Below are 17,079 nucleotides of genomic sequence, written 5' to 3'. Positions count from 1 at the left end.
TCGACCAAAAAAGAAAACTAGGTCTGGTCAAAAGAATTAGAAAACAAATTGATAAATTTGGATTATCTAATGATGATTTGCAAATAACTGTAAATCAGTGATGTATTTTTACGTTAGTCAGAATTAACATATTATAAATTATGAGAAATGTTTTAAAAATTGGAATACTGATAATTGGAATAGTTTTAATACTAAATGCATTGAAAGATGCGAATGGTCTTATCTTGTCGTTATTAAAACATCTAGATCAAAATAGTTTTGGAGATGCTGTTTATTTGTATACTAAAGAACCTTCGTCTTTAAAATTTGTATTGAGCTTTATTGGTCTTTTTTTGAAAATGGTTATTGGACTGATTTTGTTATTTAAACCCAGTATTTTAAATAAATTTTATATCCCTAATGGATATGAGGAAACTCAATATAACTTGCCTATTTTATTAATTTGGAGTTTTATTTATTGCTTGGGGATTTACTTAATTATTGACGGAACAATTGACTTGATGCAAACAGCTGTAAGATATTTTCAGTATACATCAAAAGCTAAAGAGAATATTTATTTTAAAAACAGTTTTTTAAGTTTTATCCCAGAGATTATAAAAATCGCAATAGGTTATTTGATGTACAAAAATTTTCAAAAGAGAATATATAGTGGAGAATTTAAAAATGAACATAACACTATGTAAAATGCATTAAAACGCATTTTAAATTAAACGTTACTAGTAATTCTTAAAAAACTTTATGAAAGGAGTTTGCAAACTATGTAAATTGGAGAAAGAGCTAATAAAAAAATCTCATATAATTCCTGACTTTTTATATAGAAATAGTGGAATGTTTGATGAAAAACACAGATTAAGATCAATTTCCAAGCAAGACTTACTAAAAGGAAAAAAACCAAAACTTAGACAAACGGGTATTAATGATAAGAACATTCTTTGCGCAAATTGTGATAATGTAGTTATTGGTCAATATGAGAAATACGCTTCAGAATCCTTTTATAATAAAACGCTTAATTTAAATAATTTATCAGACTGCAAAAACCTAAAAGAGGGCAATATTAACTTTAACATTTGCTCTAACATTGATTTCAAAAAGTATAGGTTATTTCTCCTGTCTATTTTATTTAGAGCAAGTATATCAAAAAATAGCTTTTTTAACGAGGTAAAATTATCTAATGCCAACTTAGAAAACTTAAGGAAAATGCTTTTTAATGATGATCCAGGAAATTATAAAGACTTCCCGTTTGTACTTTTTTCGTTAAACAAGTTGGATTTGGTAAGTAATGACCTAATAATTAATCCTATGAGGATCGAAATGGATGGAATGGTTGAATATAATTTTGTGTTTGCAGGTATCCTTTATAAATTCTATGAAGGTAAAAATTTGGACACTACGAAGTTTGATATTCTACTAATGAAACCGGATAATGATCAATTGACTATTATACAAATGGAGGAAGATACTGGAAAAGAACAATTCAACAAATTAATTGGTGAAAACTAAAAAACTGGTGACATCATATATGAAATCAGAGCAAAGTTTAATGCTGGATCGAAAGGTCACTTCCTTTTTGCAGTGGCGCTAGATTTTTATAAATTAAACAAGAAATAAAAATGCGCAGATAAATCGATTGGTTTAGGCTTGCTTGCCTTGCTTCAATTCATATATTTAGCGTTAACAGTAATTCTGAAACCACAACCTAATGAAAATATATTTCTCATTTCTATTACTGATTTTTTATATAGTTTCATATTCTCAAATTACAATTCCGAAAGATTATAAAAAATTAACTGAAAGCCCTGCAAATGGAAAAAAAATTGAAAAAATAGAAATCCATTTTGATGATGATTTAATAAGTGATGTTGCGCTGTTAGTTGAGAATGAAAAAGAATTTTCTAGCTACAAGTTTTTAATTTACCTAACAAGTTTGAAAAAACAATATGAAATAAATATAAATAACACTGACTTTTCCATTTACCCTATTGAATTATCAACTGTAAATAATACAATACAATTTGCTTACTATGAAGATGGAACTGCGACTTTAGGTAGATTTATTAAAATCAGATATAACTCAAAGAGAAAAAAAATACAAGTTATTGGTTATGACACAGAATATAAATCTTTGCCAACAGAACGTGTTGAAAAATCATATAATTTACTTACAGGTGAATATATTGTCAAGAGAACAAAGCTAAGTAGAAATAGTACAAATAGAATTGAAGAATATTCAGGTCAAAATGACTTTTTTAAAAACAAAGTTTTTCTTGAAAATCTAAATGCTGAAATGATAAAAAAACTGGATGATGTTGGAAGTAAATATGAATGAACAACTAATGCCAACAATGGCTCCTATGTAAAGCCCTTTCCCTAGTCCTAGGTTAAATTTACGATATTTTTTTATTTTATTTATTTCATTATGATGATGATTTTAGAGTGTTGGAATGTTGGCAACGCCATTAAAGCGTTGTCAATATTTCAATACTCAGCCCTATAAGTAACTCCGCATCCTATATGTGGTATCCGCTTGCGGATCCACCAGCATCTCTATGATTATGATTGGCTAACAGGGCAACTTGCTATAAAATGTGATAACCAATAAAAGCTTCACCTATAGTGCTTAGTTGTCCTATTCTGTGCCAAAAGTATTTTCGAGTTTTTAGGCTTATGTTATTTTTTACTTTATCACACCTATTTGATAGGGTGTTTCTGTTCTTATAATCGCATGAATCCGACTTAATAATTTTCTGGCCACTTTGACTAAGATACGTTTCACATCCTTCCCTTGATGTGATCGGTAATATTCCTGCATTACTGGATCAAAGCGTAAAGCAACCCAAGTAGCTTCTACCAGGTAACTCCGCATAATTCGATTGGCTCTAGGTGTAAGTCCAGCAGTCCTTAGATGACCCCCACTCTGATGTACTGATGGAATCAAACCTACATAACTGGCTAACTGCTTAAAGTTTTTGAATCTTCTAAGATCTCCCAACTCACTGATAATACCACAAGCCACAATAGGACCTACTCCAGGAACGGATCTGAGCAATAATAATTGTATTGAAGTTAAAATAGGAATCATTAGATATTTCAATAACTAAAAACTAATTGGTGAAGTTTTAATTAATAGATTTTCCCCAAATAAAACTAACTAGTTTCTTAGTATATGTAGTTCATTTATATTTCGAATAAGACCAAATTTTTATTTTTTTAAATAAAAAGGAAGATAAAGATTATACATTCTAACACTGATTTTTGGTCTTACTATTTTGGATTAAAATAAAAATGTAAGTTCTTTTTACAGATTTATATTTTGGATAATTCATACCTTCTTGGTTTAAATTAATATCCCTTAAAGCACTAATATTCCTTTTTATCCTCTTTCTTTGTCCAGGCAATAAAAGGTTCTAGTGCAATTTTATGACCTAATTGTTCAAAAGGAATACTTCTTTCTGAATAAGGTAAGGGAATTTCTTTATAAATAAACTCATCATCAAAACCGATATTAGCAGCATCTTGTTGTGTACTTCCATAAAACACTTTATCAGGTCGTGCCCAATAAATGGCTCCTAGGCACATAGGGCAAGGTTCACAGGAGGTATAAATTTCACAACCTTCTAACTGAAAAGAGCCTAGCTTTTTACAAGCATCTCTAATAGCCGTGACCTCTGCATGTGCGGTAGGATCATTAGTAGAAGTAACCTTATTATTTCCTCGCCCTATGATTTTACCATCTTTCACAATAACACAACCAAAAGGACCACCTTCATTCGTGTTCATTCCCTTTAAGGCTGCATTAACCGCCTCTTTCATGAACTTTTCTTTTTCTTTCATTTAATTTCTTAATTGTAATTTGAATTCTTTTTTAATTGGGGGATCAAATGTAAGCATCTTTTGAATCAATCTTCAAAATTTCCTATATAAGAGAATTCATAGAATATTATTATAATCACTTTAGTTTTGTTTACACCTTATATGAAAAAAGTAAAACAAATTTTCTCGTTATTATTTCTTCTCATATCGAATACTTTACTTCTTATTACGAATTCTCAAAATTTCAGTCCATTTAATAACTATCGGAGAAAAATATCTATACAAACGACTACATTTCAGCGCTTTTACAAACTCAATTAATTAGGTATCCTCAAGTTTTATTACAACTCACTTGTCTTTTAATTGAATATTAAGTGAAAGAACTCTTAAAATAAACTACAAACCTCATTTAATGTTTTTATTATGAAATTATACAAGCTCATACAAGTATTCACTCTTTTATTAGCGGGAATGCTATTGCACGCCCAGACTCCCGATGGGGAATTAAAAAGATGGCACAAAATAACCTTAGATTTTGCTGGTCCTAACACTTCTGAGAACGCAGGTACAAATCCTTTTTCGAATTACAGATTAGATGTAACTTTCACTCATGACGCTAGTGGTGCCTCATATGTGGTGCCAGGCTTTTATGCAGCGTGTGCGGATGCTGAGAATAGTAGTTGTGATACTGGTAATGTATGGAGAGTTCATTTTGCACCCGGAGAAACAGGTACATGGAATTGGACAGCTGCCTTTACATCAGGAACGGATGTAGCTATCAATGGTGGGGGATCTAATGGAGGATTTATGAATGGAGATACAGGTTCTTTTTCTATAGCAGAATCTGATAAATCTGGAAGAGATCACAGATCAAAAGATAAAGGAAGATTACAATATGTAGGAGAACATTATCTTAGATATTCAGGTACTAACTCTATAAACCCTAATGGAAAATGGTTTGTAAAAGCCGGAGCAGATTCTCCAGAAAATACATTTGCATACGAGGATTTTGACAATACACCTAATAGAGGTAGTAGAAGAAAAGCATGGGCTGCACACCAGCAAGATTACAATGCAGGTGATGCTTCGGATTATACTTGGGATTCTGGAAAAGGTTCAGAATTATTAGGAGTGGTTAACTATTTGTCTTCTGAAGGAGCAAATGCCATGTCTTTTTTGACTTTTAGTTTAGGAGGAGATGATGAAAATATATTTCCACATTTATTAAAGGTGAGTGAAAGTGTTTATAATGGTTATAGTGATGCTGAGCAATGGAATCAGGGAGTGCATAAAGATCGTTTTGATGTATCTAAAATGGCACAGTGGGAAAAGATCTTTGAATATGCTGATAAAAAAGGAATGTACCTGCATTTTAAGACTATGGAGACAGAGAATGATAACTTTATGGATTCTAATGAAAACGGTCGTGAACGCAAGTTGTATTATCGCGAGTTGATTGCACGTTTTGGACATCACTTAGCTTTAAACTGGAATTTAACAGAAGAAACTACTCTAGATGATGATGTAACGATTGATATCACAGAATATATTAAGTCAATTGATGCTTATGGACATAATATAGTAATTCATACCTATCCAAATCAGAAAAATCAAAGATACACACCCTTGTTAGGAAACAATTCTGAGTTAACAGGAGCTTCATTACAATCTAATGTAGATGATGTTCACAATGACGTGATAGAATGGATTGAAAAATCAAAAAATGCAGGCAAAAAATGGGTAGTAGCTAATGACGAGCAAGGACCAGCAAATCTGGGGATCCGTATTGATGATCAAGATATTCGTCAGAAAGTACTTTATGGAACTTTAATGGCTGGAGGTGCAGGAGTAGAGTACTATTATGGATATACAAATACCGATGGAGATTTAAATAATCAAGACCATAGGTTAAGAGGAGTAGCTTATGAAGAAGTAGGATATGCATTAAAATTCTTTACAGAGTATTTTAATGATTATTTAATTGGTGCTGAGAGTAATGATGGATTAACTGGTGATTCTGATGATTTTGTTTTAGCTAATGAAGGAAAAGCTTATGCAGTATACCTTCCTAATGGAGGGTCAACAAGCTTAAGTCTGCCTACTGGGAATAGCAACTACACTGTGCAATGGTTCAATCCAGGATCTGGAGATTTGGGAAGTTCCTCAATTTTAGGAAATACGCTTTCTGCTCCGAATTCTAGTAATGACTGGGTAGCATTAATTATCAATACTGGTGTTGAACCGCCAGTAACTTGTGATGTATATGAGGAATCTGGAGGTCTGGTAATTATTGAAGCAGAAAATAGAACGGCAGACTTAGGTGAATGGAGTATAAAAACAACATCATTGAATAATGCTTATACAGGTGATGGGTATTTGGAATTCACAGGGAACACGCCTATCAATGGAAATCCTAACTCACCAATTGAGTACCAATTTAAAATAAATGAGCCAGGACTTTATGAGCTTCACCTTAGATGTGCTAGAGAAACGTTAACAATAAATGGAGAAGTAAGAACAGATATCGCCAATGACTGTTACGTTAGAGTAGATGGTGATTATAATGAAGGACCAAATGCAGGAAATAGCCATAATGATCAGGCACCCTTAGCCGCACTTAAGAGTGATACCAAATTCTTTGGAGGAAATGATAAGAGTTTTGTTTGGGCCGATGGAAGCCGACTTGATTTAGGAGGAGAAACTAATAAGAGAAGTGCAATTTATGATTTTAAAGCAGGAGAAACTTATACACTTACAGTATCAGGTCGTTCGCAATTGTTTAAATTAGATAGAATCATGTTCCGAAAAACTTCAGTGAATGAAAGTGGAGCAGAATCCTTAGACAATACAGAAACGTTTGCAGACGATTGTGGTAATGGAGAAAATAATGCTCCTACAGTTGAAATAGATACTCCTGTTAATAATTCATCTTTTACAGTAGGAACTGATATCGCATTTAATGCAAATGCATCTGATAGTGATGGTACCATTGAGCAAGTTCAGTTTTTTGTTGATGGGGTATTGTTAAAAACGGAAAGGGTAATTCCTTACACAGCGACTATGTCGGGTTATGAAAAGGGAACATACAGTGTAACTGCTATTGCAACTGATGATGAAGGAGCTACAGCCACTTCTAGTGTAATAACAATACAAATAATAGAAGATAGTACACCTCCTCCAGGAAACATTATCGATATTCCAGGTTCTTTTGAGGCTGAAGATTTTGAAAATAAATCGGGTACCGTTAAGATAGAGGCTACTCCTGGATCTTCGGGTAGTAATCTTGGTTTTATAAAGAACGGAGATTATACAGAGTATCTCGTAGATGTGGATACCGGTGGAGAATATACTGTGGAGGTATATGCATCAAGTGCAGGAACAGGAGGAGTGATAGAAATTCTTGAAGAAGGAGCCGTCGTAGGTTCTTTAGACATTCCTGTAACCGGTCAATGGCATAGTTATGAAGCATACACTACAACGATTTCACTTACACCAGGAGAAAAGACACTTAGATTCTCTTACGAAGGAACTACGGGGTATTTATTTAATATAGATAAAGTAGCTGTAACAAAAGAAACTATCATAGAGGAACAAACGGTTACATTGTCGCCAATACAGGATGCCTATTTACAAGGGGCTACCAGATATAACTCTGATATGATTAGAGTAGAATTGAATAATAGAACAGGATATCTTATGTTTGATTTGTCTTCTATTGCTGGTACGATTACGAATGCAGATCTTAAATTTACTGTATACTCTGATCCGGGTAATGGAAATGTAACGATACATCAAGGTGATAGTAATAATTGGGCAGAAACCACAATTTCTACAGCCAATAAGCCTGCTGCCTCGGATGTGCTGGCTACTATCAATACTACTTTTGCAATTGGTAATACAATAAACGTCCCATTACAAACAGAAACGATATCTGGAGATGCGTTAACATTAATTCTAAATGCAACTTCTGGAAATGATTTTGCTTTTGCTTCTAAAGAAAATACGGTGAGTGCAAAACCTGAATTAGTAATTACCTATACTACTAATAAGAGTACTACGATTTCTAAAGATTTTAAAATGTTTCCAAATCCGGTTGTTGATGTTGTCAATTTTTCTGGTGTAGAAGCGGGTGATAGAATTAAGGTGTATAATATGATGGGAGCACTTCAAAAAGAGATATTACTAAAAGAAGGAGAGAAATCCTTGAATCTTTCGGATTTAGCTTCTGGATATTATTTATTAACTATTTTGGAAGTTGGTAAAGTAAATAAAGAACTTAAAACAGAAAAACTGATAAAACTTTAAAAATATCCATACTATAGATTAAGCAAACTCAACAATAGCTTAATAAAGCATTTCCTTTGATTCACATTGAAGGAAATGCTTTTTTTATTAATAGACGATTCTTACTATAGTATCATTTTATCTATCACAAATTGTTTTCAATAAAAGTTATTGTATTTCGAGGACAACACGAGATGGGATGACTATCTTTGACAATCCAAAATTAAAAAGGTGTTACATCAATATACAAAAGAATTTGGATATAATCTCAGGCTGGCGGCACCTGTTATGTTAGGCATGTTAGGGCATACTTTTGTTGGGTTAGTTGATAATATTATGGTGGGGCAGTTGGGTACTGCAGAATTGGCTGCTGTTTCTTTAGGTAATAGTTTTATGTTTATCGCGATGTCTCTGGGCATAGGTTTTTCTACAGCAATTACGCCATTAGTTGCAGAAGCAGATGCAGAGAATAGTTTTAGTCGGGGTAAGTCTGCATATAAACATGGATTATTTTTATGCACCACATTAGGAATTACGTTGTTTCTACTCGTATTAGCCGCAAAACCATTGATGTATATGATGAAACAGCCAATAGAAGTAGTAGAGTTAGCAATGCCATATCTTAATCTGGTAGCAATTTCATTGATTCCATTGGTTATTTTTCAGGCATTAAAACAATTTTCTGATGGGTTGTCAATGACAAAATTTCCCATGTATGCCACTTTGATAGCTAATATTGTCAATATAATTATTAATTATATATTGATTTTTGGAAAATTTGGTTTTCCGCAGATGGGTATAATTGGCGCTGCAATTGGTACTCTGGTATCAAGGGTGGTTATGGTTCTTTTTTTGTGGGTATTACTTGGGAACAAGAAGAAATCAAAGGAATATGTGACCAATATCAGTTTTTTTGTATTGGAAAGTAAGATGTTAAATAGAATTTTATCATTAGGATTCCCGTCAGCATTGCAGATGTTTTTTGAGGTCGGAATTTTTACTTCGGCAATCTGGCTTTCCGGTATTTTGGGAAAAAATCCTCAAGCAGCTAATCAAATTGCACTTAATCTGGCTTCTATGACGTTTATGGTGGCAATGGGCTTAAGTGTCGCTGCTATGGTACGTGTGGGTAATCAAAAAGGACTGAAAAAATTTAAAGACTTGCGGAGGATTACCCTATCTATTATTTTATTGACCTTTTTGTTAGAAGTTATTTTTGCATTGATTTTTGTAGTTTTTAACGAATCGTTACCTGCTATATATTTAGATGAAAAAGATATGACCAATCTAATTGATAATACAGAAGTTATAGGTATTGCTGCCAGACTTTTAATCATTGCTGCGTTATTTCAGATTTCAGATGGGATACAAGTAGTAGTTCTTGGAGCATTGCGAGGGTTGCAGGATGTTATTATTCCAACCATCATTACGTTTATAGCGTACTGGATCGTAGGTTTTCCTATCAGCTATTATTTGTCTTTACATACATCTTACAAAAGTGAGGGGATTTGGATAGGATTACTTGCCGGTTTATCAGTATCTGCGATACTTTTATATATGAGGTTTAATTATTTAAGTAAGAATTTGATACGTAAAGAAGTTGATTTTTAGCATCTTTTGTAGTCTGTGTTTAGTTTTTGTGATGTTCAAAGCTTTGATTGATTTATTTTTATGGATTAGTTTTGTTACTTACCAAAGTATGACCTATATTAACATCAATTTAACGACGCCTAAATTTAATTATAAATACAAATTTTAAGAAATGCATATCCCAAAACCTACGCTACATTTTTTACTTACTATTTTATTTGTTATCGGAGTACAGTATACAAATAACGCTCAGAATTTAATACCTAATCCAAGTTTTGAAAAAACAAATCCAGCAGTAAAAAAGCTAATTCACGAAATGAGAAATTTTGGGGTAGTATCGGACTGGAAAGCCTTAACGAATAGTCCCGATGCTCATCACCCTTTTGTTAATGAAGTAAATTTTGATCACAAGGCTCCTAATTTTTTAAAACAATTTGGTCCTCAGGAACCAAGAACAGGCGAAGGCCAGGTAGGAATTTATATAGCCGGAAATAATACAAAAGAATCATTTACTGCAAAATTAAACAGTCCTCTAAAAGCGGGAAAATATTATTATTTTCATATGTATGTATCTTTATCAGAAGGGCTATCTAATTCTTGTACCTCTTCTATAGGATCTTATTTTACTGCCAGAGTGCCTAGGATTACTGAGACCTCTAAGTATAATCTACATATAGAGTCTTCTAAATTGATTTGTGATACAAAAGGATGGACTAAAGTATGTGGTATATATAAAGCAAAAGGAACAGAAAAATATATTTCAATTGGTTATTTTTCTGATAGTCCAAAAGGAAAATCAGTTAAAGGAGGTGGTTTTGAAAATGCTTATTACTTTGTAGATGATTTAGAACTATTAGAAATGAGAAGTGTAAGTAATCTTGTAGAATCAGATGTGTGTAATATGGCATTGGATTTTTCTGATGTTGAATATTTAATAGGAGAGAGTGAAGTATATCAGGAGATTAAAAAAGAATTAGATTCTTATTTACAGTACTTAAAAATATTTAAAGTAAATCGTGTACAGATTATAGGGCATGCGAATGATTCTGAAATTTCATTTGAAAATGAAATTCTATCCTATGCCAGAGCAGGCTTTGTTAAGGCATATTTAATCGAAAATGGGATTGATGAAACGTTGATAGAAAGTACAGGAGTTGCTAATACGCAACCTCAGGATGATCCGGAAATTGATAATACAGAGCTAGGCTCTAATGCAAGGGTGCAAATTATTATTGAATAATAAAATAATAGTATTATAAAAATAGTAAGAGGTAAATTTTGATATAAAATTTACCTCTTACTATTTTAGCAATATTCATTCTAAACTTTTGTAGCTTTGCTTCTTAATAAATTATAATATGGAATTTCCTAAATTTTTATTGGGTGATAATACAGATTATCCAGATTCGATCTTTGTCATTCACACAGAGTTCCCCCGTTTTATTATTGATTTAGCAGATGATGATGTTGAGTGGCTGGAGGAATTTGATAAAAACGAAGAAGAAGAATTGCTTACAGAATCAGAAATTCTTTTTCAGGCAGCGAATGATTTTTATGATCGGGAAATAGAACGGTATGATAAATCATAATTCTCGTAATTTTAGCACACCCTCAAGGCTTCTTACGTAGGTTCAAGAGGAGTTTTATTTGATGTAAAACAATTAAAATCATGGAAGAATTAATACAATTAGATAAAGATCTTTTTATTTACCTTAATAATTTAGGGACTCCCTTTTGGGATGGTTTTTGGTTGTTTATGACCGAAAAATTTTATCAAATCCCGCTTTATTTAGTTTTGCTGTTCTTTTTTTATAAATACTTTGGAGGTAGGGGCACAGTAATTACACTTTTGGTAGTTGCAGCCTTAATTGCTACTTCGGATCAATTATCGCTTTTATTTAAGAATACGATCATATTAAGACCCAGACCTTGCCGAGCAGAAGGTGTTGCAGACGTCATACGATTTATAGCAGAGCGATGTGGCCGTCATGGTTATTTTTCTGGTCATGCGACAAGTTCTATGGCATTGGCATTTTTTACCGGATTGGCTTTACAAAAAAAACTAAAATATATCTTTCCTTTTATGGTAGTATGGGCCATTATCGTTAGTTACAGTAGGATTTATGTAGGGGTTCATTATCCTACTGATATCATTACTGGTATGGCTGTAGGAATGCTATTAGGGATGGGAGCTTATAAGATCCATACTCTTTTAATAAAGAAGTATGGGTAAAAAATCACATTTACTCTTTAATTAGTTTAATATGTTGATTTTCTGTAAGTAATATATAAAGTCCTTTAGGCAACCCAGACATATCGATTTGTTGACTATTACCCTTATTTACTATCTTTCCACTACCAGAGATTAATGTCCAATCTGTATTACTTTGCGTTAAATAGAAAATATCCGAAGTTGGATTAGGGTATACAAATGTATTTTCTTGCGTCTCTATTTCCTCAACAGATAATGTTTGACAAGCTAATGGGATAGAAAACTGCTTACCCGTATTGTAATCAGCATTTAGATTTAACGGAATATTATCAAAAATCAAAGGTTCACCAATAATTGGGGTGATTCTCAAATTCATAGGAGAAGGTATTCCATCAGTCTCTATGAAAAAATTGAATAATACCCGATCAACAGATTTCCAATCCGTTGCAGAAACTTGATATTCCATAGTAGAAATGGCATACCTGCTATTTCTAAATTGAATTGCTGTCCAGTATTCACTAGAACCTTCTTTAAAATTAATTTTTATAGAATCATCGCTACTGTCTAACTCACAGGGTACAAATTTCCAGGAGATAGGAACTCTCCCGTCAATTACATCAGCAATCATAGCAAAAGCTTCTTCTGTCATATCTACATCTCCACTTGCACATTCAGGACACCTGTCTACTACCTGAAGTATTACACTGCCTTTAGCTCCTGTAACTTCTATGCAAGCACCACAGGCATTGCTATTATCATAATTTATGTTGTTTAAAGCGCAATGAAAAATGTCTCCTGTGGTAACTGGTAGAGAGCAATTACCAGAAGTACCTCCTGCTACACCATCATAATAGGTTCCTTCTCCCTCGTATATTTGGTCATTACAATCTTGTGCTGAAACTTTTAAAAGACAAAAACTAAATATGAGATAGAAATATAAGATATGTGTTTTCATTTTTATTACTGTTTGTGTGTGGATTATAATTGGACCTATCTATGTTATGTAGAAAACATAGAACAAAAATAGTAGCAGGTTATTGTATTTTTGATTTTATTATTATAGAAGATGATTATACATCTAATTAGACCTGCAATAATTTTATTTGACCCCAAATTTTTTCTTTTTCTTCTTTTTACTAAAAATTCTTTTAAGCAAGTTATCTCGTTTTTCAGGCTCGCAGTCCAGATCTCTTATTACTTGCGCAGAGGGTTTTTCAAAACTACTTTTAGTAATTGTATTAAAGGTAGTATCCGCATTCATTTTTTGATATAGTTTAGCAAAGATGGGCAGCGCAGAGTTAGCACCTTGTCCTAGAGCCGTTGTTTTAAAACCAATCTGGTACATATCATTTCCTACCCAGGTAACCGCCACTAGTTTTGGTGTGATCGCAACAAACCAACCATCCCTGTTGTTCTGAGTAGTTCCTGTTTTACCTGCTATTTCATTAGTAAGCCCAAAGATGTTTCTTATACTGGTGGCGGTACCATGATTAACAGTACTTTTCATAATTTCTAACATGGTTTGCCTGGTATATTCACTATATGCAGGTGTTTCTGATACAGAGGGTTCAAAAGACGCAATCAGGTTACCGTTTTTATCTTCAATTTTAGTAATGTAATACGGGAGCACACTTTTAGATTGATTTACATAACTAGCATATGCACCCGCTAATTCTTTAATTTTTATACCGGCGGTACCTAAGGCAATAGATGGCTCTTTTGGCAAGGGCTCATTAATTCCCATTTTTTGTACCTGATTCAATACCTTATCTACGCCTACTTCATTCATTACTTTCACAGCGATTGTATTAACGGAGTTACTCAATGCGGTTTCTAATGTATAGTTAAGATAAGGATCTTCTTGTGCAGTAGCGTTTTTGGGAGTCCAATTTTTCAGGTTCGTATAGGTGACCTCTTTAATAGGGAAATAGGTGCAGGGCTTCATCCCATTTTCTATAGCAGTGGTATACACAAAAGGTTTAAAAGTAGAACCAACCTGTCTTTTGCTCTGAGAAACGTGATCATACTTAAAATATCGATAATCAATTCCACCCAGATAAGCCCGCACTGCTCCGTTAGAGGGATCGATAGCGATCATTCCAGCATTTAAAAACTTTAAATAGTGTTGAATACTGTCTGCAACTGAAACTGTTTTGGTGGTATTACCATCCCATTCAAAGAGTTCAACTTCTCGTTTTAAAGAAAAGGAATCAGTTATTTGAGCTTTGGATACTCCTTGTTTTTCATACTCTTTATATTTTGATGATTGTTGTAGGGCATGTTGGATTAATTTTTTATTAATTTTCCAGGGAGCCTGATCTCCATACGATTTTTCGTATGCTTTTTGTAAATTCCGGAGGTGTTCTTTCATCGATTCTTCTGCAAGTAATTGCATCTTACTGTCCAGAGTAGTATGGACAATCAGTCCATCTCTATAGATGTCATAAGTGCTTCCATCTTCTTTTGTATACCCGGAGAGTATAGCTTGTACTTCTTTTTTTACTGCTTCTCTAAAATAAGGAGCTACGCCCGTATCGTGATTAAAATATTGATAATCCAATTCAATATTCTTACTCATTTCTTGAGCTGCAATAGTAGCATCCAGATATTCATATTTTACCATCTGTTGCAATACAACATCTCTGCGTAGTTGGCTTCGTTCACTAAAGAGTCGTGGATTGTAGCTATGATTTGCTTTCAGACTGCCAATCAGAGTTGCTGATTCTGCTAAGTTGAGTGCTGATGCAGGTTTGTTAAAAAACTTTAGCGCGGCACTTTCTATACCATATGTGTTATCCGGAAAGGGAACCGTATTAAAGTAGAGTGTAAGAATTTCTTGTTTAGAATACATTTTTTCGATGCGTTTTGCTACAATAGACTCTTTTAGTTTATTGATCACAATACTAAAGGCTCCGTGATCCTTCCTGCCGAATAGATTCTTAACTAATTGTAATGTAACCGTACTACCACCCCCAGATGACGAATCTCCTAATAGTATAGTTTTAAAGAAGACTCTTAGTAAACTAGTATTATCTACTCCATCATGTTCATAAAACCGTATATCTTCTGTCGCAATGAGCGCATCGATAAGATGTTGAGGTAGTTGCTCATACAAGATGGGTTGTCTGTCATAAATATAATATTTACCGATCAAGACCCCATGGGTATCCAGTACTTGTGTCGCTTCTGCTTGTTTTAATGAGCTTAACTCTTCATTAGTAGGTAGTTTGCCCCAGAAACCCAAAAAAACGCTAACATACAAAGCAAGAGACGATAAGGTGCACGTAGTTATAAAAAGCAATGGCCATTTTACCCACTTTTTTCGTATTATTTCTTGTATCCTCATATCAATTATGATCTAACGTAAGAAATGATCAGTTATTTGGTAACTATAGTATCTTCTTCTTTCTTAAAATCTTTAATAAATAATAGAATCATGATCACCATGAATAGAGAGAATGGTAGCGAGGTAATGATTAATAGTTTTTGCATAGCAATTAATACATCAATATCTTCTCTTATATTTCCTAATAGGAGTATACCAATCGCAAAAATTGTAAGTATTATACTCCATAAGATTCGATGTTTTTTAGAAGGGTTTTGCTTTCCATGATCTGTAAACATACTTAAAACAAAAATAGCCGAATCTAATGAAGTAACTAAAAAGCTTATTAATAAAAGTATGGTAATCATGTTGATCATACCCTGAAAAGGATAGTTTTCCAGAAAAATAAAGATAGAACTAAATACATTATCAAATTCTCCTGAATAATTAGATAATGTATGTATGATTTGAAAAGCAGATTCACCAAATACTGTAAACCAAAAAAAAGTACCTAGTGATGGCACTAATAAGACGCCTATAATTAGTTCTCGTAGCGTCCTGCCTTTAGAAATTCTAGCGATAAAAATACCAGTAAAGGGAGCCCAGGCTAACCAAAAAGCCCAATAATAATAAGTCCAATCTGTTAAGAATTGTTCTCCTGGATTATAGGTTCCGAGGGCTAAACTTAACGGAATAAAGTCTATGATATAGTAATATAATGAGGTTACAAATTGTGTGATTATAGCAATCATGTCTCCCTGCACAAAAACAAAAAATAACAACGCTATGGTAATATAAATATTCCACGTAGAAATGAGTTTGATCCCTTTATGAACACCTTTAAAAACAGATAAAAAAGCTACTATAGAAATAATGAATAGGATCGATATGGTACCATTAGTTCCAAAATCAAATTGAAACAAATGGTGTAGCCCTCCTTCAATCTGTGTGGTACCTAATCCAATGGCAGCGACCAAACCAAATACTGTAGTAAGAATAGCAAGAATATCAATACATTTTAGTAGTATGTTCTGATGCTTTTTTGATGCGAAGACAGATTCTACAGCACTAAATGCACTACTGGGTAATACTTTTTTTGATCTTTTAAAAAGATAATGCCCTATAACAATAGCAAATATGGTGTAAAATGCCCACGCAGTAAACCCCCATTGATAAAAGGTGTACTCTAATGCTGTAGTTGCTATAGGTCTATCATTGATAATTGGCGGGTGCTGCATCATAAAAACAGGTTCTTGTACTGCACGCAATAATATTCCTGCTCCCATACCTGCGCTGTAGAGCATGGATATCCACGCAAGGTTAGAAAATTCTGGTTTATCAGCAGATGTGCCTAAACGTCTTTTTCTTAAAGGAGATATTAATAAAGCAATTAATAGCAAAACACATCCTAATCCCAGCCATAGGTAAAACCTTCCGAACCATTGTCTGATGAATAAAGAAAAAACTTCTATCTGTTCATATGTTTCTAATGTAAAAAAATAAAGAAAGAAGGAAAAAAAGAGTAAGATCAATAAAGAAATATAAAGGAGACTATTTTTTTTAAAATGAACTGTCATTATTTTATTGCTGTCAGGTTTAGTTTAAATCATTAGTGATTAATAGTTCCTTACTAGTATTAGAAAGTACTAGTTCGTTTTAGGAATCTTTGAATATATCAAAAAATTATTATTTTTTTAATAGTAATTTATAAAGTGTCATTTTTTTTATTTAGACTTGTAATAGCAATTGAGCTGAGCATTATGACACATGTTTCTAGATTCGGGCTTATGAAAGAAAGGGAGTTTCTATCATACGTAGCTTATTGGATAAGTAACCGAAATTTAAAGCGTACTTCCTT

At 33.1% G+C, this 17,079-nt stretch carries 13 protein-coding genes; 8 read left to right on the top strand and 5 right to left on the bottom strand.

The features are described from left to right. Positions 1 to 140 precede the first annotated feature (140 nt). The 3 genes from ABD816_RS15570 to ABD816_RS15560 all read left to right on the top strand — a co-directional run bounded on the left by ABD816_RS15570 (position 141) and on the right by ABD816_RS15560 (position 2,326). Entirely contained in the window at positions 141 to 683 is a 543-nt protein-coding gene (locus tag ABD816_RS15570) for a hypothetical protein (RefSeq protein WP_344928958.1), read from the top strand. 82 nt (positions 684 to 765) lie between these two features. Continuing rightward, entirely contained in the window at positions 766 to 1,500 is a 735-nt protein-coding gene (locus ABD816_RS15565) for a hypothetical protein (RefSeq protein WP_344928956.1), read from the top strand. A 199-nt stretch (positions 1,501 to 1,699) separates the two neighbouring features. Continuing rightward, positions 1,700 to 2,326 (top strand): hypothetical protein, encoded by a 627-nt coding sequence (locus tag ABD816_RS15560; RefSeq protein ID WP_344928955.1) that lies wholly within the window; start codon positions 1,700 to 1,702, stop codon positions 2,324 to 2,326. A 348-nt stretch (positions 2,327 to 2,674) separates the two neighbouring features. Here ABD816_RS15560 and ABD816_RS15555 read toward each other — a convergent pair whose 3' ends face one another. Together ABD816_RS15555 and ABD816_RS15550 are read right to left on the bottom strand one after the other, a co-directional pair. After that, entirely contained in the window at positions 2,675 to 3,079 is a 405-nt protein-coding gene (locus tag ABD816_RS15555) for a transposase (RefSeq protein ID WP_344928953.1), read from the bottom strand. 278 nt (positions 3,080 to 3,357) lie between these two features. After that, a complete protein-coding gene (locus ABD816_RS15550; protein ID WP_344928952.1) occupies positions 3,358 to 3,831 on the bottom strand; it encodes a nucleoside deaminase in 474 nt (157 codons plus the stop codon). A 402-nt stretch (positions 3,832 to 4,233) separates the two neighbouring features. On the opposite strand from ABD816_RS15550, the gene ABD816_RS15545 reads away from it, so the two are divergent. The 5 genes from ABD816_RS15545 (at position 4,234) to ABD816_RS15525 (ending at position 11,917) form a co-directional block, all read left to right on the top strand. After that, on the top strand, positions 4,234 to 8,115 hold the full coding sequence (locus ABD816_RS15545; RefSeq protein ID WP_344928950.1) for a carbohydrate-binding protein: 3,882 nt from the start codon (positions 4,234 to 4,236) through the stop codon (positions 8,113 to 8,115). 267 nt (positions 8,116 to 8,382) lie between these two features. Then, on the top strand, positions 8,383 to 9,705 hold the full coding sequence (locus ABD816_RS15540; protein WP_344928961.1) for an MATE family efflux transporter: 1,323 nt from the start codon (positions 8,383 to 8,385) through the stop codon (positions 9,703 to 9,705). Between the two features lie 151 nt (positions 9,706 to 9,856). Then, positions 9,857 to 10,924, top strand: coding sequence for an OmpA family protein (locus ABD816_RS15535; protein WP_344928948.1), 1,068 nt, complete (start codon positions 9,857 to 9,859; stop codon positions 10,922 to 10,924). A gap of 118 nt (positions 10,925 to 11,042) precedes the next feature. Beyond that, positions 11,043 to 11,273: a hypothetical protein gene (locus tag ABD816_RS15530; protein WP_344928946.1), complete on the top strand. Its 231-nt coding sequence runs from the start codon at positions 11,043 to 11,045 to the stop codon at positions 11,271 to 11,273. Positions 11,274 to 11,353: 80 nt separating this feature from the next. After that, on the top strand, positions 11,354 to 11,917 hold the full coding sequence (locus tag ABD816_RS15525) for a phosphatase PAP2 family protein (RefSeq protein WP_344928944.1): 564 nt from the start codon (positions 11,354 to 11,356) through the stop codon (positions 11,915 to 11,917). Between the two features lie 10 nt (positions 11,918 to 11,927). On the opposite strand, the gene ABD816_RS15520 is transcribed toward ABD816_RS15525, so the two are convergent. From ABD816_RS15520 to ABD816_RS15510, 3 genes are all read right to left on the bottom strand, one after another. Beyond that, entirely contained in the window at positions 11,928 to 12,851 is a 924-nt protein-coding gene (locus tag ABD816_RS15520) for an expansin EXLX1 family cellulose-binding protein (protein ID WP_344928943.1), read from the bottom strand. 144 nt (positions 12,852 to 12,995) lie between these two features. Continuing rightward, positions 12,996 to 15,242, bottom strand: a complete 2,247-nt coding sequence (locus ABD816_RS15515; protein WP_344928942.1) for a transglycosylase domain-containing protein — start codon at positions 15,240 to 15,242, stop codon at positions 12,996 to 12,998. Between the two features lie 32 nt (positions 15,243 to 15,274). Continuing rightward, positions 15,275 to 16,798 (bottom strand): BCCT family transporter, encoded by a 1,524-nt coding sequence (locus tag ABD816_RS15510; RefSeq protein WP_344928940.1) that lies wholly within the window; start codon positions 16,796 to 16,798, stop codon positions 15,275 to 15,277. Positions 16,799 to 17,079: the final 281 nt, after the last annotated feature.

It is taken from the genome of Aquimarina addita (assembly GCF_039539305.1).
GTDB classification, from domain to species: Bacteria; Bacteroidota; Bacteroidia; order Flavobacteriales; family Flavobacteriaceae; genus Aquimarina; species Aquimarina addita.
This window is presented reverse-complemented; position numbering and strand designations above follow the sequence as displayed.